At 72.4% G+C, this 22,357-nt stretch carries 21 protein-coding genes and 2 pseudogenes; 12 read left to right on the forward strand and 11 right to left on the reverse strand.

The features are described 5' to 3' along the window. Nucleotides 1-96: 96 nt before the first annotated feature. A complete protein-coding gene (locus ACFYMO_RS16530) occupies nt 97-1,065 on the reverse strand; it encodes a diacylglycerol kinase family protein (protein WP_366774648.1) in 969 nt (322 codons plus the stop codon). Between the two features lie 68 nt (nt 1,066-1,133). On the opposite strand from ACFYMO_RS16530, the gene ACFYMO_RS16535 reads away from it, so the two are divergent. Next, complete coding sequence (locus tag ACFYMO_RS16535) at nt 1,134-1,589, forward strand: hypothetical protein (RefSeq protein WP_366774647.1); 456 nt, start codon at nt 1,134-1,136, stop codon at nt 1,587-1,589. A 92-nt stretch (nt 1,590-1,681) separates the two neighbouring features. Here the strand turns inward: ACFYMO_RS16535 and ACFYMO_RS16540 are convergent, their stop codons facing one another. The 5 genes from ACFYMO_RS16540 to ACFYMO_RS16560 form a co-directional block, all read right to left on the reverse strand. Further along, nucleotides 1,682-2,620, reverse strand: coding sequence for an RNA polymerase sigma factor SigF (locus ACFYMO_RS16540; RefSeq protein WP_366774654.1), 939 nt, complete (start codon nt 2,618-2,620; stop codon nt 1,682-1,684). A gap of 20 nt (nt 2,621-2,640) precedes the next feature. Further along, the gene (locus tag ACFYMO_RS16545; protein ID WP_019354516.1) at nt 2,641-3,054 is read right to left on the reverse strand and encodes an anti-sigma regulatory factor; all 414 of its coding nucleotides are present in this window, start codon (nt 3,052-3,054) and stop codon (nt 2,641-2,643) included. 519 nt (nt 3,055-3,573) lie between these two features. Beyond that, nucleotides 3,574-4,575, reverse strand: a complete 1,002-nt coding sequence (locus ACFYMO_RS16550; RefSeq protein ID WP_388546948.1) for a 1-aminocyclopropane-1-carboxylate deaminase/D-cysteine desulfhydrase — start codon at nt 4,573-4,575, stop codon at nt 3,574-3,576. 79 nt (nt 4,576-4,654) lie between these two features. Continuing rightward, nucleotides 4,655-5,245, reverse strand: coding sequence for an N-acetylmuramoyl-L-alanine amidase (locus ACFYMO_RS16555; protein ID WP_388546951.1), 591 nt, complete (start codon nt 5,243-5,245; stop codon nt 4,655-4,657). A 74-nt stretch (nt 5,246-5,319) separates the two neighbouring features. Continuing rightward, nucleotides 5,320-7,074: a hypothetical protein gene (locus ACFYMO_RS16560; protein WP_388546953.1), complete on the reverse strand. Its 1,755-nt coding sequence runs from the start codon at nt 7,072-7,074 to the stop codon at nt 5,320-5,322. A gap of 250 nt (nt 7,075-7,324) precedes the next feature. On the opposite strand from ACFYMO_RS16560, the gene ACFYMO_RS16565 reads away from it, so the two are divergent. Together ACFYMO_RS16565 and ACFYMO_RS16570 are read left to right on the forward strand one after the other, a co-directional pair. Beyond that, nucleotides 7,325-8,680, forward strand: a complete 1,356-nt coding sequence (locus ACFYMO_RS16565) for a transcriptional regulator (RefSeq protein WP_388546956.1) — start codon at nt 7,325-7,327, stop codon at nt 8,678-8,680. Nucleotides 8,681-8,765: 85 nt separating this feature from the next. Continuing rightward, on the forward strand, nt 8,766-9,296 hold the full coding sequence (locus tag ACFYMO_RS16570) for an NUDIX hydrolase (protein WP_026004291.1): 531 nt from the start codon (nt 8,766-8,768) through the stop codon (nt 9,294-9,296). Between the two features lie 67 nt (nt 9,297-9,363). On the opposite strand, the gene ACFYMO_RS16575 is transcribed toward ACFYMO_RS16570, so the two are convergent. After that, a complete protein-coding gene (locus tag ACFYMO_RS16575; protein ID WP_366774642.1) occupies nt 9,364-9,597 on the reverse strand; it encodes a hypothetical protein in 234 nt (77 codons plus the stop codon). A gap of 220 nt (nt 9,598-9,817) precedes the next feature. On the opposite strand from ACFYMO_RS16575, the gene ACFYMO_RS16580 reads away from it, so the two are divergent. Further along, nucleotides 9,818-11,008: a class I SAM-dependent methyltransferase gene (locus ACFYMO_RS16580; RefSeq protein ID WP_366774641.1), complete on the forward strand. Its 1,191-nt coding sequence runs from the start codon at nt 9,818-9,820 to the stop codon at nt 11,006-11,008. Between the two features lie 52 nt (nt 11,009-11,060). Here the strand turns inward: ACFYMO_RS16580 and ACFYMO_RS16585 are convergent, their stop codons facing one another. Next, nucleotides 11,061-11,834 (reverse strand): N-acetyltransferase, encoded by a 774-nt coding sequence (locus tag ACFYMO_RS16585; protein WP_366774640.1) that lies wholly within the window; start codon nt 11,832-11,834, stop codon nt 11,061-11,063. 254 nt (nt 11,835-12,088) lie between these two features. On the opposite strand from ACFYMO_RS16585, the gene ACFYMO_RS16590 reads away from it, so the two are divergent. Genes ACFYMO_RS16590 through ACFYMO_RS16600 form a run of 3 tightly spaced genes read left to right on the forward strand, consistent with a single transcriptional unit; the run spans nt 12,089 to nt 15,080 of the window. Further along, nucleotides 12,089-13,273, forward strand: coding sequence for a type III polyketide synthase (locus ACFYMO_RS16590; RefSeq protein ID WP_388546960.1), 1,185 nt, complete (start codon nt 12,089-12,091; stop codon nt 13,271-13,273). Continuing rightward, the gene (locus tag ACFYMO_RS16595; RefSeq protein WP_388546962.1) at nt 13,270-13,881 is read left to right on the forward strand and encodes a cupin domain-containing protein; all 612 of its coding nucleotides are present in this window, start codon (nt 13,270-13,272) and stop codon (nt 13,879-13,881) included. Before ACFYMO_RS16590 ends, ACFYMO_RS16595 begins: the two co-directional genes overlap by 4 nt. A 2-nt stretch (nt 13,882-13,883) precedes the next feature. After that, the gene (locus ACFYMO_RS16600) at nt 13,884-15,080 is read left to right on the forward strand and encodes a cytochrome P450 (protein WP_388546965.1); all 1,197 of its coding nucleotides are present in this window, start codon (nt 13,884-13,886) and stop codon (nt 15,078-15,080) included. Between the two features lie 175 nt (nt 15,081-15,255). Here the strand turns inward: ACFYMO_RS16600 and sodN are convergent, their stop codons facing one another. Next, nucleotides 15,256-15,651: a superoxide dismutase, Ni gene (gene sodN, locus ACFYMO_RS16605; protein ID WP_019354527.1), complete on the reverse strand. Its 396-nt coding sequence runs from the start codon at nt 15,649-15,651 to the stop codon at nt 15,256-15,258. A gap of 162 nt (nt 15,652-15,813) precedes the next feature. On the opposite strand from sodN, the pseudogene sodX reads away from it, so the two are divergent. Then, nucleotides 15,814-16,143 (forward strand): annotated as a pseudogene (gene sodX / locus ACFYMO_RS16610) (nickel-type superoxide dismutase maturation protease); the annotation flags it as partial. Between the two features lie 44 nt (nt 16,144-16,187). Here sodX and ACFYMO_RS16615 read toward each other — a convergent pair. Further along, nucleotides 16,188-16,865: a CGNR zinc finger domain-containing protein gene (locus tag ACFYMO_RS16615; protein ID WP_366774636.1), complete on the reverse strand. Its 678-nt coding sequence runs from the start codon at nt 16,863-16,865 to the stop codon at nt 16,188-16,190. A gap of 77 nt (nt 16,866-16,942) precedes the next feature. Here ACFYMO_RS16615 and ACFYMO_RS16620 point away from each other — a divergent pair. Continuing rightward, nucleotides 16,943-17,731: pseudogene (locus tag ACFYMO_RS16620) on the forward strand (class I SAM-dependent methyltransferase). A 122-nt stretch (nt 17,732-17,853) separates the two neighbouring features. Here ACFYMO_RS16620 and ACFYMO_RS16625 read toward each other — a convergent pair. Beyond that, nucleotides 17,854-19,050 carry an NADP-dependent malic enzyme gene (locus ACFYMO_RS16625; protein ID WP_366774634.1) on the reverse strand — a complete coding sequence of 399 codons (1,197 nt, stop codon included), beginning with the start codon at nt 19,048-19,050 and terminating at the stop codon, nt 17,854-17,856. 532 nt (nt 19,051-19,582) lie between these two features. Between ACFYMO_RS16625 and ACFYMO_RS16630 the strand changes: the two genes are divergently transcribed. The 3 genes from ACFYMO_RS16630 (at nt 19,583) to ACFYMO_RS16640 (ending at nt 22,350) form a co-directional block, all read left to right on the forward strand. Further along, on the forward strand, nt 19,583-20,539 hold the full coding sequence (locus ACFYMO_RS16630; protein WP_366774633.1) for an ABC transporter substrate-binding protein: 957 nt from the start codon (nt 19,583-19,585) through the stop codon (nt 20,537-20,539). A 66-nt stretch (nt 20,540-20,605) separates the two neighbouring features. After that, complete coding sequence (locus ACFYMO_RS16635; protein ID WP_019354532.1) at nt 20,606-21,562, forward strand: amino acid ABC transporter permease; 957 nt, start codon at nt 20,606-20,608, stop codon at nt 21,560-21,562. Beyond that, nucleotides 21,559-22,350, forward strand: coding sequence for an amino acid ABC transporter ATP-binding protein (locus ACFYMO_RS16640; protein WP_366774632.1), 792 nt, complete (start codon nt 21,559-21,561; stop codon nt 22,348-22,350). Before ACFYMO_RS16635 ends, ACFYMO_RS16640 begins: the two co-directional genes overlap by 4 nt. The last annotated feature ends 7 nt before the right edge of the window (nt 22,351-22,357 follow it).

Consider the following 22,357-nt stretch of genomic DNA (forward strand, 5'->3'; position numbering starts at 1 on the left):
TTTTTGAATCCTTGGTGTCGACTAGCTCACAGCCGTCATTCGAGGGGGTGGATCCTGGCCTAAACGTTCGAGTGGAAGGACTTTGGCCCCTTCCACTTACACAATCACACGCAGTGCACGCCGTACGCCTGTGAAGCTCACGCTCGTACGCAGTCCCAGGTGGTCACCGTCCATCTGAAACGGCAATGGCGCCTGCGAATGCAAGGTGAACCGGGTGAGGTCGTGCAGTGTCACCGCGTGCTTGCCGCGGGGCCCCCGGTCCGGGCTGGAGGTCAGCAACTGGGTGCCGTAGCGGCTCACGGCCAGCGGCGTCAGTCTCTGCAGTCCCAGCACGTCGAGGCCGGTGTCGAAGGACGCCTCCGGCGCCGCGTACAGCGGCTTGTTCCCGAAGTAGGACCACGGCGCGGTGTTGCACACGATCGAGAGCGCCAGCTCCCGCACCGGCTCGGCGTCCTCCCGCTCCAGCGTGATCGTCCCGGTGCGGCGGTGCGGCTCGTTCAGGAACTGCCGTACGACCTGGCGCACATACAGCGGATGCGTGGAGCGCTTTCCGCGCTCCCGCTGCTGCTCCACCCTGCCGATCACCCCGGCGTCGAACCCCAGCCCCGCGGTGAAGGTGAACCAGCGGTCGGGAATCTCCGCGTCGTCCGAGCCCGGTACGCCTCCGGCGATCCCCAGGCCGACCGTCCGCTCGGAGCCCGCCTCCAGCGCGTCCAGCAGATGGCCGGTGGCCTCCACCACGTCGTTGGGCATCCCCAGGGCGCGCGCGAAGACATTGGTGGAGCCGCCCGGTACCACGGCCAGCCGGGGCAGCCGCTCCGGGTCGGGGCCGTCGTGCAGCAGCCCGTTGACCACCTCGTTGACCGTGCCGTCCCCGCCGAGCGCGATGACCAGCTCGGTGGTGCCGCCCTGGGCGGCCTGCCGCGCGAGGTCCCTGGCGTGGCCCCGGTACCGGGTGGTCGCCACCTCCAGTTTGAGATCGCTCGCGAGGGCATGCGCCAGCACGTCACGGGTCCGGGCGCTGGTGGTGGTGGCTGCCGGGTTGACCACGAGTAGTGCGCGCATGGGGTGAGGGTACCTACCGCGGGGTACACGGCCCAGCCCCGCCGGTGCCGGAGGGCTAGGCTGCCCTGGTGAGCGAAAGGTCGAAGCGGGCGGACGCCGCCACGGAAGCGGACGAGGCGACGGGGACCCGGCAGGAGGCGCGCGGTCCGCGCAGGATCGTCGTCGCCGCCGTACTGACCGGCGCCGAAGGGCTGGTCGTCGCGGCCTTCGGGGTCGTCTCGCTGGTGCTGCTGGTCACCCGGCGGCCGGACGACACGACGCAGGCCGCCACCCTGGCCGCCACCGTCCTCGCGCTGTCCGTGCTGCCGCTGGCCGCGGCCGGCGGGCTGTGGCTCCGGCGCCGCTGGAGCCGGGGGCCCTCGATGATCGTGCAGCTCATCGCGCTGCCCGTCGCCTGGCAACTGGGCAGCAACGGGGGCGGTTCACTGGCCGCCGGCGTCGCGCTGGGCCTGGCGGCCGTCGTCGTACTGGGGTGCCTGGTGAACCCGAAGGCCACCGAGGCGCTCGGTATCGGCCGGGACTGAGCCCCCGGGAGCCGACCCCTCCGGTGCGCAGCGCCCCTTCCCGCCGACCGCGGGACGCGCCCCGGTTCAGGAGAAGGGGCGGAGCCGGAGGATCACTCCTCCACCAGCAGGCGGTCCCGCAGTTGTGCCAGGGTTCTCGCCAGGAGTCTGGAGACGTGCATCTGGGAGATGCCGACCTCCTGGGCGATCTGGGACTGGGTCATGTTGCCGAAGAACCGCAGCAGCAGGATCTTCTTCTCCCGCGGCGGCAGCTCCTCCAGCAGCGGTTTGAGTGACTCCCGGTACTCGACGCCCTCCAGGGCGTCGTCCTCGGCGCCGAGGGTGTCGGCGACGGCCGGGGACTCCTCGTCGGTGTCGGGCACGTCGAGCGACAGGGTGCTGTAGGCATTCGCGGACTCCAGGCCCTCGAGGACCTCCTCCTCGGAGATCGAGAGCCGCTTGGCCAGCTCGTGCACGGTCGGGGCGCGGCCGTGGAGCTGGGAGAGCTCGGCCGTCGCCGAGGTGAGGGACAGCCTCAGCTCCTGGAGCCGCCGGGGCACGCGCACGGCCCAGCCCTTGTCGCGGAAGTGGCGTTTGATCTCGCCGACGACCGTGGGTGTCGCGTACGTCGAGAACTCGACGCCGCGCTCGGGGTCGAAGCGGTCGACCGACTTGATCAGACCGATCGTCGCGACCTGCGTCAGGTCGTCCAGCGGCTCGCCGCGGTTGCGGAAGCGGCGGGCCAGATGCTCGACGAGGGGCAGATGCATCCGCACCAGGTGGTTGCGCAGCTCGGCGCGCTCGGGCCCGTCCGGCAGCGTGCGCAGCCGGACGAAGAGCGCCCGCGCGCCGCCGCGTTCCTGCGGGTCGGGCCCGTGGGACGCGCCCGCGTCGTGGCCGGCGGCCCGCTCACGCCGCTCGTGCTGCTGCTGGTCCATAGCGTCCGCCCGCTCTGCCTGCTTGGGTCGCTGCATGCTGGGGTCGGCCGGGTGCGGCCGGGGCTGTTGCTCGGGAACGCCCCGGGAGACCGCCCCCGGGCGGCCTGACCACATCTGACTTGCCTCGTGCTCGGTCACGATGCTCCGGGTCCTGCACCGCGCTTCTTGTGCAGGCTGATGCTGACCGTACGGTCATCCGACACTGCTGAACCCACCTCACCGGCCAGGGCCGAGAGCACCGTCCACGCGAAGGTGTCGCGTTCGGGGGCACGGCCATCGGTCGTCGGCGCCGAGACGGTGACGTGCAGCGAGTCGCCGACGAGCTGGAAGACACAACTGAGTACGGAACCGGGGACGGCCTGCTGGAGCAGGATCGCGCACGCCTCGTCCACGGCGATCCGCAGATCCTCGATCTCGTCGAGGGTGAAGTCCAAGCGGGCCGCGAGCCCGGCGGTGGCCGTCCGCAGCACCGACAGATAGGCACCCGCAGCCGGCAGCCGGACCTCGACGAAGTCCTGCGACGCGGGCTCGCCTGCGATCTGGGACACCCTCACCTCCAAGGTGGCACGAGCCGGTCGGGCCTCACGGGCCGAAGCGGCTGTTGATTCGTTTCGTCAGTGACGCTATCGCGATCCGTGTCACGATGCCGCACGCATCGATCACTGCCGCCTCATTCCTGAGCGTCACCCATAGTAAACATATGGGTACTTTCTGTGGCTAGGGGGTGGAGGCCCCAAATCCGCCGTGATTACGCTGTGTTGGTCTCATGGGGTTGCCGTGGGCCGCTTTCCGGAACGACTCCCGAGATCCCCGTGGCCACCCTGTGTGCCCGGCCGGGGGCGCCTCGGCGACGCCGGAAGGGCCTGCCATGTCAGTACCCGTCACCTGATGCGTTCATAGCCCCTCGCGGCACAGGCTCCGACAAGGGCCGAAACCCGCCCCTGCGAGTGACCCCGAAACGGGTCGGAGGTGCCCGAGGGGGGCGAGAGGTGGCTACTCAGTGTCACTCCGGGCGGAGGGGTGGCGGAAACCCGGGTGCGGAGAGTGAACAGTGTCTTCACGGTGTGTCACCGTTCTGAGGGGAATGCCCGGCCGGTGACGACGGCGGTCACCGTGCTGCCCCGGAGGAAGGCACCCTCCTCCGTGAGCCGGGTGAGCGCGAACAGCAGCTTGGTCACATAGGTCTCCTCCAGCGCGGGCAGCCCGTGCCGCCGGGCGAAGTCCGCCGCGAAGTCGGACAGCTCCGGGTCCGTCTTCGCGTAACTGCCGCCGTGGAAACGTTCCTCCAGCCACCAGTCGCCCCGCGGCCCCCCGAAGGCCTCCCGCTGGAGCCGTGCGATCTCCCCGGCGAGGAACCCACCCTTCAGCACCGGCACCCCGAGGCCGCGCTGACCTGCGGAAAGGCCCGCCGCCATGCCCGCGAGGGTGCCGCCGGTACCGCAGGCGACGGCAGCCACATCGGTGTGCCCGCGCAGTTCCGCGCCCAGCGCCGCACACCCGCGCACGGCCGCCGCGTTGCTGCCCCCCTCCGGGACGACGGCGCAGGGCCCGAAGCGGGTGCGCAGCTCGTGGTGGAACGCGGGGTCGGCGCGGCGGCGGTAGTCGGCGCGCGTGACGAAGTGCAGCAGCATGCCGTCCTCGGCGCAGCGGGCGAGGGACGGGTTGAGCGGCCGGTCGGCCAGCTCGTGACCCCGGACCACCCCGACCGTGCGCAACCCGAGCAGCCTGCCCGCCGCCGCGGTGGCGCGCAGATGGTTGGAGTAGGCCCCGCCGAAGGTCAGCAGCCGCCGGTGGCCGCTCTCGGCCACCGCCCGGAGGTTGGGGGCGAGTTTGCGCCACTTGTTACCGGAGGGGTACAGCTCCACCGGCCCCGGCCCCGGCCCCGGCCCCGGCCCCGGCCCCGGCCCCGGCCCCGGCCCGGGCCGATCGGCGGCCGCCGCATGCACGAGGTCCTCCCGCTTCAGCAGCAGCCGCACACCCCGGCGGACGAAGCGCTCGTCCTCGACCTCCTGGAGCGGGGAGGGCGGGCGGGGCCGCAGGGCCGCGGCGACATCGACGGAGTGGCTCACCCCTCCATTGTGGCGGTCGGACTCCGGTGCCCGCGGATCCCCGCCCGGGCCGCGGGGACGCCGCGGGGCAGGCGACCGGTCACTTGAGGCGCTCGGCGATCCGCTCCCGCAGGGCGTCCATGGTGAAGCCGCGGGGGTCGCTCTTCTGGTCCGTCCACTCCAGGTGGCCGATGACCGACCGGGCGCCCCAGCCGTGGTGCCGGCACAGCGCGGCCGCGGCCCGCACGATCGCCTCCAGCTGCTCGTCCGGCCACGGGTCCTCGCCGTCTCCGAGGTTCTCGCACTCGAAGCCGTAGAAGTACCGGTTCCCGTCGGTGTTCTGCTGGTTCGGCCGCGGGGTGGCGCGCTCGGCGACGACGGCGCGCAGCACGTCGTCGTCGCCGGAGCCCGCGTGGTTGGCCCGGCCGTGGCCGGTCAGATGCACGGTGCCGTCCTTGGTGACGCAGCCTTGGGCGAGCGGCCCCGGCAGATCCTCGCGGCCGTCGTAGATCAGATCGACTGTCGCGGCCGAGCCGCTGGTGACGGTGTGGTGGATCACGACACCGTGCACCGGGCCCCACGGCCCCTGCTGGTCGCGGTTGTGGTTGCGCCAGTCCCGGACCTCCTCGACCCGGGCCCCCTCCTTCTCCAGGGCCCGGACGAATGCGGTCGCGGTGATGGGTGTGGCCATGCTCGCCTCCGGCTGCCGGGTGTCCGGCCGCGGCCGGAACCTGTCCCGGGGTCATACCCGTTGCCGCGCCGCTTCTAGCCGTGCCGTGCCGCACCCGCGGCGGGCGTCACCCGTACGAGGAGGGCGCGCACCCGGGGGTCGCGCCCGTAGGGCCGCAGCAGCTCCGGTATCCGGGAGCGGGCCACCCGCACCCGGCCCGAGCGGACCTGCGCGGACACCTCCAGGAATCCGCTCCACGCGGCGCACGCCTCCGCCAGCCGGCCGCGCGAGAGCAGGAGTTCGGCCAGTTCCGCCTGGCACACGGCGCGGGTGCGGCGCTCGCTCGCGGGGCGGGCGTGCAGTGAGGCGCGCAGGTCGTCGATGGCGCCTTCGCGGTCGCCGAGCGCCACCCGCACCTGGCTGGACTGGTAACGCAGCGCCGCACTCCGGTAGCTGCCGACCGGCTCGCCCGTGGGACTCTCCGGACCGGTGGTCAGATCGACCGGGGACCGGGCCAGTTGCCGCTCCGCGCGCTCCAGCGCCTCCAGCGCCCGGCCCTCCCGGCCGCACGCCGCGTCCGCCACGGCAAGTCCGGCGTACAGGAACGCGCGCGCCGAGGGGTCGGTGTCCGCCGGGGCCGCGGCCAGGGCCGCCCGGGCGAGCAGCAGGCTCTCGCGCGGGTGGCCCAACTGGTGCGCCTGCGAGCTGAGGGCGCGGCGGGCCAGCGCGACTCCTTCCGGATCGGCGGCCTCCGCGGCGAGTTCCGCCGCGGTGAGGAAGGCGCGCTGGGCGAGTCCGTGCCGCTGCTCGTCCACGTAGACCCGGGCCAGCAGGAAGCTCAGCCGTGCGGCGCCCGCCTGGATACCGCGCTGGTGCGCGCCCTCCTCGTCGTGGCGCAGCGAGCGGACGAGCCCCGAGAGGCAGGCGGCGAGCGGGGTGCGGATATGACCGCCGCCGTACCGGTCGGCCTGCAGCGCGAAGAACCGGGCGTGCTCGTGGACCGAGGCGACCTGGCCCGGTTCGGGGGTGCGTGCGGGGCGGGAGCCGCGGGCCGTGCAGCCGTTCCGGGCGCCGGGCAGCGGCGCCGGGGTGGGGGCGCCGGGCGCGGTGACCGGATCGTCCGCGGCCGGCTCGGCGCCCGCTTCCGCCGGGGCGCCGTCGGGACGGCCGTCCCGCTGTCCGCGTACCGTCTCGGTGAGCAGTTCCAGGGCGTACGGCGCCGGGGGCGGGGTGTCCGCGCGGGGCGGCGGGATCACCGGCGCGGTGAGCGCGGTGAGCTGGTCGGCGGGGCGCAACGGCCGGCCGAGGCCGAAAAGGCGGGCGTCCAAAGGGTGTTCCCGGACCCCCGCCGGTGCCTCGGTGTCGGCCGCCGGGGCACCGGAGCCGAGCGGGCCCCGGAGCCGCTCCCGGTGCCCGGCCGGCGCGGGCCCGGCGGCCGGGAGTGGTCCGTCCTCCGCCGGATCGGAGGCGTCGTCCTCGCCACCGCCACCGCCACCGCCACCGCTGTCGCCTCGCGGGCGGGCCGCCGTGCCGGGGCGGCAGCCGCGCCCGCTGAGCATGCCCAGGTCCGCCACCGTGATCCGGCGGCCGAGGCGGCGCGAGAGCGCCTCCGCCATCAGGTGCTGCACCCGGGGGTCGGGACGGCTGCCGCGCAGCCAGTGGGCGACTGAAGTTCTGTCGTACCGGAGGTGGATGCCGACCTCGGCGCCCAGACGAGCCAGGGCACGCGCGAACGCCGCCTGCGTCCACTCGCTCTCCTCCAGCAGGGCACGCAGCGCGCGGTTGGGGGCGCGTGTGCGGGACCCGGTGCTCGGGGACGCCGTGACGCGTACGGGGTCAGCGGGTCGCATGGTTGTTCCTGAGGTGGAACCGGATGGGGTCGTTCACTGTTCTGCCTCACTTCCGGAATCAAGTGATGTCTTTCCGTAGCTCTCCGTGTGCTTGATGTGCTGTCATGCACCCGGACGTTTTCAGGGAACCGCATCGCTCCCCGCTGCGGGAGCATGTGCCGGGTGCACGACTGCGTGGTGCTTTCACACCCCGTGTGAAAGCAGGTCCATTACTCTGCGAGACGACACGTTGGACCCGACGGAGGGCGGCATGGAGCCCAACAGCCAACTGGACGCGCTCCTTGACCAGGCAGGGATGTCCCGAGCCGGTCTTGCGGCGAGAATCAATCGATTAGGCGACCAAGCAGGAACAACCCTGCGTTACGATCACACGGCCGTGGCGCGCTGGTTGAAGGGGCAACGGCCACGCGGCAGAGTCCCCGAGTTGATCTGCGAGATCCTCGGGCGCCAGCTCGACAGAACCCTCACACTCAGTGACATCGGCATGGATGTCCCGGCGGACGGCCGGCTTCCCGGACCCGCGCTCGGCTCCGAGGCGGCGGGCCTGGAGCGGTTCGTGGAGCGCGCTGCCTCCCTGTGGCGCTCCGACCGCGTGCACGGGGACCGGCTCGGCCCCGCCCTGCTGACCGGCGGCGCGGCTGTCGCGCCGGTGTGGGAGTGGGAGAACCCGCCCGAGGACCGGGACGTCTCGCGCACCGGCGGTGCCGAGGTCACCGACGCGGACGTGGGGGTGCTGCACGCCGCCCGCGGCCACTACGAGCACCTGTACCGGAACGCCGGAGGAGTCGCCACCCGCGGCCGGGTGGTCGGCTTTCTGCACGGCGAGGTCGCCCCGCTGCTGCGCGGGAGCTACGACGACACCACCGGCCGCGCGCTGTGCCGCGCCGCCGGCTCGCTTGCCGCCATCAGCGGCATCTGCGCCTACGATGCCGACGCGCAGGGGCTGGCCCAGCGCTACTTCCACCAGGCGCTGCGGCTGGGCAAGGCGTCCGGCGACCTGGTCTTCGGCGGCTACGTGGTCGCCCTTCTCGTCAACCAGGCGCTGTTCCTCGGCGACACCCGGCATGCGCTCGCCTGTTCCGAGGCCCTGCTGCGCACCACGGGACCGCGCATCAGCGCCGCGCTCGCCACGGATGTGTACGCGATGCAGGCCGGTGCGTACGCCCGGCTCGGAGACCGGCGCAGCGCGCACGACTGCATGCGCCGGGCCGAGGCGTACTCCGAGCGCATTCGCCCCGCGGAGGAGCCCGAGGAGACGAGCTACGTCCAACCGGGACTGGTCGAGGTGCGGTTGGCCGAGGCGCTGATCCTGCTGGGAGAGCTGTCCGCGGCTGCCGAGTACGCCCAGCGGGCGGCCCGCGCGCCCGCGCACGCCCGCGGCCGGGTGAACCGGCTCGCCACCCTCACCGACGTGGCGCTGCACGCGGGGGAACCCGAACGTGCCGCGGTCACCGCGGCGGAGATGGTGGACACCGCGCAGGGCATCGAGTCGCAGCGGCTGCGCGGGCGCATGCGCAGGGTCAGGAAGCGGCTGGAGCAGCACCCCGGGACTTCGGCGGTCGAGGCGGCGAAGCTCATCGAGGACTCACTGAGCGTGCCGTTCTGAGCCGGGGCGCGCCCTGCGCCCCTGTCAGTGAGCGCGCACGACATGCTGGGATGTGCCCAACCTCCGTCGGGAAGGGGGCACATACGTGCGATGGAAGAACCTGGGTGAACACACTGTGTACGAGAACCAGTGGCTTCGGGTGAATCTGGCGGATGTGGAACTGCCGAACGGGCGCCACCTGGATCACTATCTGATCCGGCTGCGGCCCGTCGCCGCGGCGACCGCGGTCAACGAGCGCAACGAGGTGCTGCTGCTGTGGCGGCACCGCTTCATCACGGACAGTTGGGGGTGGGAGCTGGCGGCGGGCGTCGTCGAGGAGGGCGAGGACCTGGTCGAGGCGGCGGCCCGGGAGATGCTGGAGGAGACCGGCTGGCGCCCGGGACCGCTCCGCCATCTGATGACCGTCGAGCCGTCCAACGGACTCACCGATGCCCGGCACCACATCTACTGGTCGCCGGGGGCCGACTACGTGGGCCCGCCGGAGGACGACTTCGAGTCCGAGAAGCGCGAGTGGGTCCCGCTCAAGGAGGTGCCCGACCTCATCGCCGCGGGCGAGGTCCCCGCGGCGAACATGGCCGCGGCGCTGCTGATGCTCCACCGCGTCCGCTTCGGGTGAGCCGGCCCGGGGCCGCCCCTCGGCCGGTGAGGAGCTGCCCCGGGCCCCCGGCCGCGCGGGGGCGGCCTCAGCCCTTGAGGAAGTCGTCGCCGTTCTGCGCCACGTGCTCCTGGACGGCGGCGAGAGCCCGCTGCACCTCCTGCGCCGAACCGGTGCCCTTCTGCTCCGCGTAGTAGGCGGCTCCCAGCCGGCGCAGCAGGTCGTTGCCCGCGCGCTGGGCCTGGACCTCCTCCACCTTCTCCTTGCCCTGCGCGATGCCCCGCTGTGCCTGCTCCTTGGCGCGGTCGAGAAAGCCTGCCATGGTCCTGCCTCCGTCGTGTACGGCTCTACCGGCCGGGTCGGCTCCGGTACATCCGTCAACGTATGCCGTGATCAGCCGGTTCCCCGCCGCCCACGGCTGCGCCGAACCGGCTGGTCAGTCCATTTCACACGATCGCCCGAACGGCCCTCGGCGGGGCCGGCGGTGCCCGTGCTCCGGCCGCGCCGAAGGGGGCACCCGCGGGCGCGGTTACGGTTGTCCGGTGAACGCACAGCCAGAGGCCGGGGACGGCACCGTCCGGTGGGACGAGGGAGGCCGGGAGCGGACGGCCGCGTGGCGGTCGGAGAGCGGTGCCCGGCCGCCACGGCGGATCGCCGTCGCCGACGACCGGATGGCCGCCGACATCGCCTACAAGCTGGTCTGCGAGGGGACCGCGCTGCTGTGGCGCGGCGACTACCACGGTGCCCGGCAACTGCTGGCGGCGCTCGGCCGCCGGGTGGACCGCAAGCAGCCCAAAGCGGGGGCCACCCCCCTGGAGGGCTTCCACCTCCACCGGCAGGCCCGCTCCCGCCGGGCCCGGATCCTCGGCATGCTGCTGGTCCCGCTGGAGACCGCGCCCGGCGGCTCCTACGCCGTACCGCTGCGCCGCGCGCCGCAGGTGGGACCCGCCTGTGTGGCCGCCTACGGCGCGCCCGGCGGCGCCGTGGGCGACCTGGCGCTGGTGTCGCTGCGCGAACTGCAGGGCGTGCTCGGCGCGTACGAATGGTGGCGCAACGGGGTGCCCGTCGAAGCACTGGGCGGCGACCGGATCCACCCCTACCACGGGGTCTTCTCACCGGTACGCGGCGAGTACGTCGACCTGGTCGCACAGGCTCCGCTGCCGGACCGTCCGGCTGCCGGACTGCTGGCCTTCGACGTCGGCACCGGGACCGGCGTGCTGGCCGCGGTGCTGGCCCGGCGCGGTGTGGGCCGGGTGATCGCCACCGATCTGGGCGAACGGGCGGTGGAGTGCGCGCGCGAGAACGCCGCGCGGCTCGGCGTGGCGGAGGCGGTCGAGGTCGTACGGTCCGATCTCTTCCCGCCCCCGGACGCCGGGCGGGCGGACCTCGCGGTCTGCAATCCGCCGTGGCTGCCCGCCAAACCGACCTCGGTACTGGAGCATGCGGTCTACGACCCCGACAGCCGCATGCTGCGGGGCTTCCTCACGGGCCTGGCCGAGCGGCTCGCCCCCGGCGGCGAGGGCTGGCTGATCCTCTCCGATCTCGCCGAGCACCTGGGCCTGCGCCCCCGCGAGCAGTTGCTGGAGTGGATCGCCGACGCCGGACTGGAGGTGGCCGGCCGGCTCGACGCCCGGCCCCGGCACGGCAGGGCCGAGGACCCGGAGGCGCCCCTGCACGCGGCCAGGGCCGCCGAGACGACGCGGCTGTGGCGGCTGCGCCCGGCGGCCGGCTGAGCCGCGGCCGTCCGCACGGGCAGCGGCCGGTGCGCCGGGGCGCGGGCGAGGTTCAGCCTGTCCGCCCCGTGGCACGGTGCCGGACCCAGACGTTGGGCTCCACGTAGACGGCGTGCCCCCGCACCGGATCGCAGTGCACCGGCGCCAGCGCACCCGGCACCCGCACCTCTCCCGCACGGTCGAAAGGCAGCCCCGTCCACTCCCGCCACCGGGCCAGGGACGCGCTCACCGTCATGGAAGCGGGCGCGACCTGCTCCACGGTGCCGCCCGCGCGAACGTGTACCCGCAGCCACGGGTCGGCGGGCAGTCCGTCGGCGCGCAGTTCGCCGATGTGGTCGGCCATCGGCAGCTCCGGCCGCTGCTGCTTGGCCGTCGGGCGTACCGGGGCCACCAGTTCCCGGTGCCCCTGCCGGTGCGCCGCCGCGCGCAGCCCGTCCAGCATCCGGCAGGACAGTCCGCGGCCCCGGTGCGCCGGGTCGACGGTGATCTCCAGCGCGCTCACCGCCGTGGCCGGACGGCCGTGCCGCCGGTCGGCGCAGGCCCATGTCAGCACCCTGTCCCACCCTTGGTCGGGGGTCTCCTCACGGCCGGCCGAGTCGGCGTCGAAGGGCACGCCGTACCCGCGCGCGACGACGCGGTCCCCGTCCGTGGCGACGACGCAGTACTCCGGGAAGTCCTCCGGGACCTGCGGGAGCAGGGTGCAGGCGACCAGGTCCGCCGCGACGAAGGCCGGCCAGTCGTCGGAGATCTCGTAGAGCCTGCCGGTCAGTTCGGGGCGGTCGGCGAGGCGGGTGATCTCGACGGTGCCGGAGCTGTGGGGCGTCATGAGCCGGACGCTTCCACAAACGGTGGAGCGCGGTCCACGGACTTGTGCGGGGCGCCGCGTTCGGTCTCGGCGGCGTCCCCATCACGGAGGCCGGTCCGGTGCGGGGACGGCCCGCGTACGTCCGGGGCCCATGCCGCCGACGACATGCAACGCCTGTCCTTTATGGTGCAGTTGATTACCGTCGCGGTAGTTGGGATTGATTTCCCACCCTATAGTGGAGTACCGTACTGCGTCGAACCCTCGTTGTTCCTGTCATGGCGACTCTGTGCCGACCTGCTGTACAGGTCCCGCCACACGTGATCACGTTGGCGGACACGCTCGCACTGGCGCGTTCCCAGCACGCGGAGCATCCTCAACTCCCCCTCGTGCTGCGGCTGATCGAGAACACCGGCGTGCGGACCAGACACCTCGTCCAACCCCTGGAGCTGACCCTCCGCCATCCCGGTTTCGCGGCGCGGAACTCGGTGTACGAGGCGGAGGCCAAGGCCCGGGTTCCCCGGGTCGTCGGCCGGGCCCTGGCCGCCGCCGAACTGGAGGCCGGGGAGATCGACCTCATCGTCTACGTCTCCTGCACCGGCTTCATGATGCCCTCGCTGACGGCCTGGCTGATCAACACGCTGGGCTTCCGCTCCACCACCCGCCAACTGCCCATCGCGCAACTGGGCTGCGCGGGCGGCGGAGCGGCGATCAACCGGGCACAGGACTTCTGCACGGCCTACCCCGAGGCCAACGCGCTGATCGTCGCGTGCGAGTTCTGCTCCCTGTGCTACCAGCCCACCGATGTCGGCGTCGGCGCGCTGCTCTCGGACGGCCTGTTCGGGGACGGGGTGGCGGCAGCCGTGGTCCGCGGCTCGGGCGGCACGGGCATCCGGCTGCTGCGCAACGGCTCCTATCTGATCCCGGACACCGAGGAGTGGATCTCCTACGACGTGCGCTCCACCGGCTTCCACTTCCTGCTGGACAAACGGGTCCCCTCGACCATGGGCCCGCTGGCGCCCGCACTGTGCGAACTGGCGGCGCGGCACGGTTGGGACGCCTCCGCGCTGGACTTCTACATCGTGCACGCCGGCGGTCCGCGGATCCTGCTGGACCTGGGGAAGTACCTGGAGGTGCCGCAGCACGCCTTCCGGTTCAGCCGGGCCACGCTGACGGAGTACGGCAACACCGCCAGCGTCGTCGTCCTGGACGCCCTCCGCAGGCTGTTCGACGAGGGCGGACCCGGTGAAGGCGCGCGCGGACTGCTGGCCGGGTTCGGCCCCGGCATCACCGCGGAGATGGCACTGGGCCGCTGGGAGGGCACCGCGGTGCAGGCGGGCCCGGCGGACACCGCCCGGCAGTGCGCCGGGACCCGGCACGGACAGGGGCCCGCCGGGAAGGCCGGGAAGACCCCCGGACCCCACCCGGAGAACCCACCGGAAGGAGCACTGAGCCCGTCATGACGCGTACCGGAGCAGAGAAGCCCGGCCCGCGGCGACCCAGGCCGTGCAGCGGCCTGGTCGTGCCCCCGGGCGGGGGTCGCACCCTGCGCACCGCCGCCCAGCAGGTGACCTTCAAGGTGACCGGGCAGCACTCCCGGGCCGCCTCCAGCTTCGAGGTCGTCGTACCGCCCGGCTTCGACGTGGGCGCCCATGTGCACACCCGCAGCGAGGAACTCTTCTACGTCCTGGAGGGTGAGCTGGAGCTGCTCGCCTTCGAACCCCGGGTGCGCACCCGGGGCGGCTGGCGGGAGTGGGAGTCGGCCGCCGGCGACCGTCCCGTGCGCGCCACCGCGGGCACCACCGTGCTGGTGCCGCCGGGCTGCCCGCACGCGTTCGCCAGCCCGACCGGATCCCCGGCGCGGATGTTCTTCCAGGCGGCGCCGCCGCCCGACCACGAGCGGTACTTCGACGAACTGCTCGACATCCTGTCCGCGGACGGCCCGCCGGACGAGGCGGCCGTCGCCGAACTGCGGGCCCGCTACGACATCGAGCAGCTCACCCCGCTCCGGCACGGCCCGCCCCCGGGACCGGTGCCGAAGGGCGCCCCGGACCGGACCGAGGAGGGCTGACCATGGCGCAGTGCCCGCTCTACGACCTCCCGGCCGATCCGCCGGAGCTGGAGTTCGACCCGTTCCTGCGGGCAGCCCTGGAGAGCCCGCCGTCCCGCATCCGGCTGCCGCACGGCGAGGGGGACTGCTGGCTGGTGACGCGGTACGACGACGTCCGCTTCGTCACCTCGGACCCCCGGTTCAGCCGGGACATCGTCGGCCGTCCCACCCCGCGCATGACCCGGCATCTGATTCCGCTCGACCGCGCCGTCAGCTTCGTCGACCCGCCCGAGCACGCGCGGGTGCGCTCCGTGGTGGCGCCGGTGTTCGGCAGCGGCGCGGTCGAGCGACTCCGGCCCCGGGTCCGGGCGCTCGTGGCGGAGCTGGTGGACGGGATGCTGGCGGCCGGCCCCCCGGCCGACGTAGTGCGGTACGTCGTCTCGCCCCTGCCGCTGGCCGTGGTGGGGGAGCTGCTGGGGGTACCGCCCGAGGACCGCACACAGGTGCGCGACTGGGCCTCGACGCTGCTGACCCGCGCCTCGGACGACGCGGCGGCCGAACGTGCCCAGCAGGTGAAGGCGGCGGCCCGGCAGTACTTCCGGGAGTTGGCGGAGCTGCGCCGGTCCCGGCCCGCTCGTGACCTGATGACGCGAATGGTGGAGGCGGTGGACGCCGGGCGCATCGACGAGGAGGAACTGCTCGCGCTGGCCACCCTGATCGGGCTCAACGGGTGGCACGCGGTGCGCAACAACGTCTCCAACATGGTCTACCTGCTGCTGACCCGGCCCGAGCTGCGCGAACGGCTGCGCGCCGAACCGGAGTCGGTGCCGCGCGCCGTCGAGGAGCTGCTGCGCTGGATCCCGCACAAGCACGGGGTGGGACAGCCCAGGATCGCCATCGAGGACGTCGAGGTGGGCGGGGTGCTCGTCCGCCGCGGCGAGGTGGTGCAGGTGTCCTACGTGGCGGCGGGCCGCGACCCGAGCCGCTTCCCCGACCCGGACACGGTCGACATCGACCGCCAGGGCCCGCCGCACCTGGCTTTCGGGCACGGGCCGCACCACTGCGTGGCACCGCTGCTGGCCCGGATGGAGGCGGAGGAACTGCTGTCGGCGCTGCTGCGCCGGCTACCGGGGCTGCGGCCGGCCGTGCCCGCCGAGGAGATCGCCTGGCAGGGCAGTGTGCTCATCAGAGGGCCGGTCGGGCTTCCGGTCACCTGGTGAGCCCGGCGGCGGCCGGCGCGGGCCGCGCCCCGGCAGCCCGCTGCCGGACCTCCCGGCCGGCGCGTCCGGCGCTCGGACGGGAAACGGCCGCACCCGGTCCGGACGGGACTCGGTCGGAGTCCCGCGGACCGGGTGCGGCCGTTCGTACCCGCGGAAGGGGGACCTGCGGGCCGGGTCAGCCCTGCTTGGTCTCCCAGAAGATCTTGTCGATCTCGGCGATGAGCTCCAGCGCCTTCTGCCCGGTGGCCGGGTCGGTGGAGCCCTTGGCGGCGCTGAGCGCCTTGAGGGTGTCGTTCACCAGCTGGTGCAGCTGCGGGTACTTCTCGAAGTGCGGCGGCTTGAAGTAGTCGCTCCACAGCACCGAGACGTGGTGCTTGGCGAGTTCCGCGCGCTCCTCCTTGATGACGGTGGCCCGGGTCCGGAAGTGCGGGTCGTCGTTGGCCTGGTACTTCTCCTGAACGGCCTTCACGGATTCGGCCTCGATCCGGGCCTGTGCCGGGTCGTAGACACCGCAGGGCAGGTCACAATGGGCGCTGACCTGCACCTTGGGGGCGAACAGTCGGGAGAGCATAAAAGCCGTCCTTCCTCGTGATCGTCTTCTCACGTGCGAGATTACTCCGTGTGGGAAGTCTTTTCGCGTGTGCCCCCACGGGCTTAGGACAAAAGTCCGGTGACGGACTGGATCTGGTGGAGTGATCGGGCCGGAGACGGCCTTGGGACCGGAGGCGGGAATATGCCGGAGCGTAGGCCGCAGCGCGGGTCGGGCCACGGGGCGGAGCGCCGGGAGGGGGATCGGCACGAGGGGCCGCTGAAGCGGATCGGGCTGGCCGAGGTCTACAACCCGTCGATGCGGCCGACCCTGCTGCCCGGGGACCAGTTGGTCGTCGGCTACGGGGCCGCCGTGCGTCCGGGCGACGTCGTGGTGCTGCGCCACCCGTTCCAGCACGACCTGCTCATCGTCAAGCGCGCGGTCGAACGGCGTCCCGGCGGGTGGTGGGTGCGCGGTGACAACCCGCGGGTGAAGAACGACAGCCGGGAGTTCGGCGCCGTCCCCGACGACCTGGTCGTGGCCCGGGCCTGGCTGCGGCTGCGCCCGCCGCGCGGGGCTCAGCGCTCGCCGGGTTCCGCGGTGCGCTGGGCGGTCTCCGCCGTGCGTCCGCTGGTCGGCCCGCTGCGGTCCCGGCCGCCCGCGGGGTCCGGTGCGTCCTCGGAGGCGGCCGGGCTGCTCTCCAGGCGTTTGCGGGCCCGGTAGGCCGCCACGTTGGCGCGGGTCGCGCAGCGGTCGGAGCAGTAGCGGCGGGAGCGGTTGGTGGAGGTGTCCAGGTAGGCGTTGCGGCAGGGCGTGGCCTGACAGATGCCCAGCCGGTCCACGCCCAGGTCGGTGAGGTGGAAGGCGAGCCCCATGCAGGCCGTCGCCGCGTAGGCGGCGGTGGCGTTGGCGGGCTGTTCGGCCAGGTGCATGTGCCAGCGGGGCCGGCCCTCGTCGTCCAGGTCGCCGTGCCCGGAGATCTGCGGACTCGTGGGGAACTCCATCAGCAGGGCGTTCAGCAGGTCGACCGCGCGGACCTCGTCGTCCTCGGCGGCCGCGGTGAAAACGGCGCGCAGCCGGGTGCGTACGGCGCGGAGCCGGCTGACGTCCGCCTCGGTCACGCGGCGGGCCATGGTGCCGTGCGACCCGAAGAGTTCGAGGACGGCGCCGACGGAGGTGAGGGTGTCTTCGCCGCGCTCGGGCTGCTCGCTGTTCACGAGGCGCACTGCCAGATCCGAGTAATAGTTCAGTTCCACTTGTGGTCCTTACAGCGGGCGGTCTATCGTCAGTAATGGTTGAAAGTTGTCAGAGCGTATTACGGCGGAGGGCGGGTATGGCGACCCACGCACGGAGCGCTGCCGACTGGCGGCGCCGGCAGGAGAGTTGGGACCGGCAGCAGGAGTGGTACCTGCCCGACCGCGAGGAGCGGTTCCGGGTCATGCTCGACATGACCGAGGCCCTGGTGGGTCCCGAACCCCGGGTGCTCGACCTCGCCTGCGGTACGGGCAGTATCTCGGACCGCGTGCTGCGGCGGATGCCGGTCGCGAGCACCGTCGGCGTCGACCGGGACCCGGCGCTGCTGGCCATCGCGCGCGGCACCTTCGAAGGGGACGGGCGGGCGCGCTTCGTCACGGCGGACCTGAGCGACCCCGACTGGCCGGCCGCACTGCCGGAGGGCCCCTACGACGCCGTTCTGACGGCCACGGCCCTGCACTGGATGCGCACCGAGCCGCTGCGCGCGCTCTACCGGCAGCTCGCGGGCCTGGTGCGGGAGGGCGGCGTGTTCCTGAACGCCGACCACATGCCGGACGAATCGACCCCGCGCATCAACGCCGCGGTGCACGTCTTCGACGAGGAGCGGCGCGCGCGGCGGACCGCCGAGGGGGCGTAGGACTGGAAGGGGTGGTGGCGCGCGCTGGGGGAGGACCCGGAGCTGCGGGCGGTCGCCGCCGAGCGGTTCGCCCTGTTCGGGAATCCGGCCGAGGCGCAGCACAGCGACCACAACGACGAGGAGTTCCCGAGCGCGGAGTGGCACGCGGCCGCGCTGCGCGAGGCCGGTTTCGGCGAGGCCCGCACGGTCTGGTCCTCGCCCGCCGATGCCATGGTCCTCGGACTGCGCTGAGCGCTCCGCACGAGGCCCGCGGCCGGGCCGGCACCCGCGGCCGGGCCGGCACCCGCGGTCGATCCGGCCGGGCGCCCGGGCCGCCCACCCGCACGACGGAGGGCGGGCGGCCCTGGTGGTGCTCAGCGGCGGGCGACGCCCTCCGCGCGGGCCGCCGCCGCCACCGCGGAGGTCACGGCCGGGGCGACGCGCTCGTCGAAGGGCGAGGGGATCACCCGGTCCGCGCTCAGCTCGTCGGCCACCACGGCGGCCAGCGCCTCGGCGGCGGCCAGCTTCATGCCCTCGGTGATGTCCGTGGCGCGCACCTGCAGAGCTCCGGCGAAGACGCCCGGGAACGCCAGCACGTTGTTGATCTGGTTCGGGTAGTCGCTGCGCCCGGTGGCCACCACGGACGCGTACTTGCGCGCCACGTCCGGGTGGATCTCCGGGTTCGGGTTGGCCATGGCGAAGATGAAGGCGTCCTCGGCCATCCGCGCGACGGCCTCCTCGGGCACCGTGCCGCCGCTCACCCCGATGAACACGTCGGCACCCTCGAGCACCGACTCCAGGGAACCGGTGCGGTTCCCCTTGTTGGTGAAGCCCGCCAGGTCCCTCTTGACCTGGGTGAGGTCGCCGCGGTCCCGGGAGACGACGCCCTTGCGGTCGCAGACCGCCACGTCCCCGATACCGGCCTCCACCAGGATCTTCGCGATGGCCACCCCGGCGGCGCCCGCGCCGGAGATGACGGCGCGCAGCGAGCCCAGCGCACGGCCGCTCAGCTTCGCCGCGTTGCGCAGCGCGGCCAGCGTGACGATGGCCGTGCCGTGCTGGTCGTCGTGGAAGACCGGGATGTCCAGCTTCTCCTTGAGGCGGGCCTCGATCTCGAAGCACCGGGGTGCCGAGATGTCCTCGAGGTTGACCCCGCCGAACGAGGGCGCCAGCCGCTGGACCGTGGCCACGATCTCGTCCGTGTCCTGGGTGTCCAGCGCGAGCGGCACCGCGTCGACGCCGCCGAACTGCTTGAAGAGGATGGCCTTGCCCTCCATGACCGGGAGCGAGGCGCCTGGGCCGATGTCGCCCAGCCCGAGCACCGCGCTGCCGTCGGTCACCACCGCGACGACCTGGGACTTCCAGGTGTAGTCGTCGACGAGTTCGGGCTGCTCCGCGATGGCGCTGCAGACCTTGGCGACGCCGGGCGTGTAGGCGAGGGACAGGTCGTCCGCGTCCCGCACGGGCACGGTCGCCTGAACGGCCATCTTGCCGCCCCGGTGCAGGGCGAACGCCGGATCGATCACGTCCGACTCCAGCCCGTCCTTCTGATTGACGATCTCCGCTGCCACTGTGTTGAACCCCTTAGTCGAATCTGGTGAGGGTGACCGCTCCCTGCGGTGAGGAACGGGCGGGCACCGCGTCCGCTTCCCGGGCGAGCGGCCTGCCGCTGCCCGGAGGGAGGTACGGACGCCGGGCGCGCCGCACACGCGCCCTGGTCCCCGGGTGAGGGGTGTAATCGACCTTTCTACCCGACACTCCCCGCCGGGGACGACCTACTTCCGGCCGCACCGGTGTCCAAGCTGGCGGAATGCGGGACAAAGCGCCTCGACTCCGACTCGAAGTCCGCAGGGTGAGACGGCCGGGGAGTGTGAGAGACGGCACTCCGGCCCGTAACCCCCTTTACGGCCGTTCCCACCGCCCTGTATCCGGAGTCCTGTATCCGTTATCCGATTTTGACCTCGGAGGCGTCCTGCTGCCGCTTGTCCGGATGGCAAGATGCCCCCCATCGTTCATCCGTTCATCCGTCGGACACGGTCGCGACATCCGAAGGTGTGTGCCCGACCCCACGGCTGCTCTCCCTCACCGCAGGAGGACCCGCTCATGACCGCTAGCAGGCGCATGACCGCCGGCCGGGCCGCACGTACGGCCGCTCGACGCGCCGGGATCATCCCGGTCGCCCTCGTCACCGGCGGCGCCCTGCTGCTGACCGGCTGCGGCGACCAGACCGAGGGCGCCGACGGCGGCAGCTCCGGCGAGAAGGCCGAGCTGAGCTCGAAGCTGCCCGACAAGATCCGCAGCGCCGGTGTCATCAAGGTCGGCACCGACGCCGCGTACAAGCCGATGGAGTTCAAGGAGGGGGCCGACATCGTCGGCCTGGACCCCGACCTCGCCAAGGCGATGGGGGAGAAGCTGGGGGTCCGCTTCGAGTTCACCAACGGCACCTTCGACGGCCTGATCACCTCCATGCAGACCGGCCGCTTCGACATGATCATGTCGTCGATGACGGACACCAAGGACCGCCAGGAAGGCCTGGACGACAAGGGGAAGAAGGCCGGCAAGGGCGTCGACTTCGTCGACTACCTCTCCGCGGGCTCCTCGATCCTGGTCAAGAAGGGCAACCCGGACAAGATCGAGTCGGTCGACCAGATGTGCGGCAAGAAGGTCGCCACCCAGCGCGGCACCACCTCGCACGAGATCCTCAAGACGCAGACCGAGAAGTGCGTCGAGGACGGCAAGAAGAAGATCGGCATCGAGCCGTACAACACCGACGACGAGGCCCGGGTGCGACTGAAGGCCGGCGGCGTCGTCGCCGACATCTCCGACTTCCCGGTCGCCGCCAACGCGGCCAAGTCCGGCTCCGACTTCGAGGTCGTCGGCGACCAGATGCAGTCCGCCCCCTACGGCATGGCCGTCGCCAAGGACAACAAGAAGCTTCGCGACGCCCTCCGGGCCGCGATGGACGCGATCATCGAGGACGGCTCGTACAAGAAGGCCCTGGAGAAGTGGGGCGTCGAGGACGGCGGCGTCGAGAAGGCCGCGATCAACGGCGGCTCCTGAGCCGCGCGGCGGCGACGCACCCGACACACCCCGCAGGACGTCCAGGACGCTGAGAGGCAAGCCCCCGTGACACCACCCACCACCGACAAGATCCCCTCCGGCGGGGCACCTCCGTCGAAGGACGCACCGGAGGCCATCAAGGCCATCCCCGTACGGCACTACGGGCGGTACGTGTCCGCCGTCGTGGTCCTCGCGCTGCTGGCGCTGCTGATCCGCGCCTTCGCCACCGCGGAGGGGCTGCGCTGGCAGGCGGTGGGGGACTTCTTCTTCAACGACCAGATCCTCGAGGGCGTCCGCAACACGCTGGTCGTCAGCGTGCTCTCGATGCTCATGGGTCTGGTGCTGGGGATCGTCCTGGCCGTCATGCGGATGTCGAAGAACCCGGTGACCTCGTCGGTCGCCTGGGGCTACATCTGGTTCTTCCGCGGCACACCCGTCTATGTGCAGCTGCTGCTCTGGTTCAACCTGGCGCTGATCTTCCCGGTGCTGAACCTGATGCCCCTCTACAAGGACGAGATGACCGACGTCATGACCCCGTTCATGGCGGCGCTCCTCGGCCTGGGGCTGAACGAGGCCGCCTACATGGCGGAGATCTGCCGGGCGGGCATCCAGTCCGTGGACGAGGGCCAGACCGAGGCGTCCCAGGCGCTGGGGATGACTCAGGGCCAGAACATGCGGCGCATCGTGCTCCCGCAGGCGATGCGGGTGATCGTGCCGCCCACCGGCAACGAGTTCATCAACCTGCTGAAGACCTCCTCGCTCTGTTCGGTCGTGATGTACGAGGAACTGTTGCGCAAGGCGCAGAACATCGGCAACAACTCCAGCGCCGTCGTCGAGATGCTGCTGGTCGCCACCATCTGGTACCTCGTCATCACCAGCATCTTCAGCGTGGGCCAGTACTACCTGGAGCGGCGCTACGCGCGCGGCTCCCTGCGCCAACTGCCCGAGACCCCGTGGCAGCGCGTACGCAAGAACGTCTTCGCCTTCGGGCGCGGCACCGGATCGGGGGCGCAGGGCGCATGAGCACGTCGGTCAAGAAGACGGAGAGCGGCGGAACGATGGTCAGGGCCGAGCGCGTCTGCAAGTCGTTCGGTCACGTCGAGGTCCTCAAGGGCATCGACCTGGAGGTGAAGACCGGCGAGGTGTTCTGCATCGTCGGTCCCTCCGGGTCCGGCAAGTCCACCTTCCTGCGGTGCATCAACCACCTGGAGAAGATCAACGCCGGGCGGCTCTACGTGGACGGCACGCTCGTCGGCTACCGCGAGAAGGGCGGCAAGCTCTACGAGCTGCGGGACCGCGAGGTCGCGGCCCAGCGGCGAGACATCGGGATGGTCTTCCAGCGCTTCAATCTCTTCCCGCACATGACCGCGGTGGAGAACGTGATGGAGGCGCCCGTCCAGGTCAAGCGGACCCCGCGGGCCGAGGCGCGCAAGCGGGCCGCGGAACTGCTGGACCGGGTGGGGCTGGCCGACAAGATCGACTCGTTCCCCGCGCAGCTGTCCGGCGGCCAGCAGCAGCGCGTCGCCATCGCGCGGGCGCTGGCCATGGACCCCAAGCTGATGCTCTTCGACGAGCCGACCTCCGCGCTGGACCCGGAGCTGGTCGGCGAGGTGCTGGACGTGATGAAGGCGCTGGCCCGGGACGGCATGACGATGGTGGTCGTCACCCACGAGATGGGTTTCGCGCGGGAGGTCGGCGACTCGCTGGTGTTCATGGACGGCGGCGTCGTCGTCGAGTCCGGCAACCCCAGGGACGTCCTCACCGACCCGCAGCACGAGCGCACCAAGTCCTTCCTCTCGAAGGTGCTCTAGGCAGCCG

It is taken from the genome of Streptomyces sp. NPDC007025, from assembly GCF_042869455.1.
Taxonomy (GTDB): domain Bacteria; phylum Actinomycetota; class Actinomycetes; order Streptomycetales; family Streptomycetaceae; genus Streptomyces.